The organism is Paraburkholderia sp. SIMBA_030 (genome assembly GCF_046535245.1).
GTDB lineage: Bacteria > Pseudomonadota > Gammaproteobacteria > Burkholderiales > Burkholderiaceae > Paraburkholderia.
Window position 1 is genome coordinate 1 of the sequence record NZ_JAWRXB010000279.1, and the last position, 296, is coordinate 296.

At 64.9% G+C, this 296-nt stretch carries 1 protein-coding gene; it reads right to left on the bottom strand.

The features are described 5' to 3' along the window. The coding region (locus SB772_RS40005) for a DNA-3-methyladenine glycosylase I (RefSeq protein ID WP_410838517.1) at positions 1-227 on the bottom strand (227 nt) is incomplete at its 3' end. Positions 228-296: the final 69 nt, after the last annotated feature.

Below are 296 nucleotides of genomic sequence, written 5' to 3' on the forward strand. Positions count from 1 at the left end.
ACCTGTGCCGGCGTGAAGCGCGCAACCTTGTCGATGTCGAAGTCCGCGAATGCCCGCCGGTAGCCGGCCCGCTTGTTCAGAATCGTGGACCACGACAACCCGGCCTGCGCGCCTTCGAGGATGAGCATTTCGTAGAGGTGCTGGTCGTCGCGCGAGGGCACGCCCCACTCTTCGTCGTGGTATTGCGCGAGTGCGTCGCTCGTCACCCAGTTGCAGCGGTGTGTCACGGTGAATTCTCCTGGCCGGTGGCGCGTGCGGTGATATCCGATCGCGCCAAGCATAGCGGATCGCGCTCG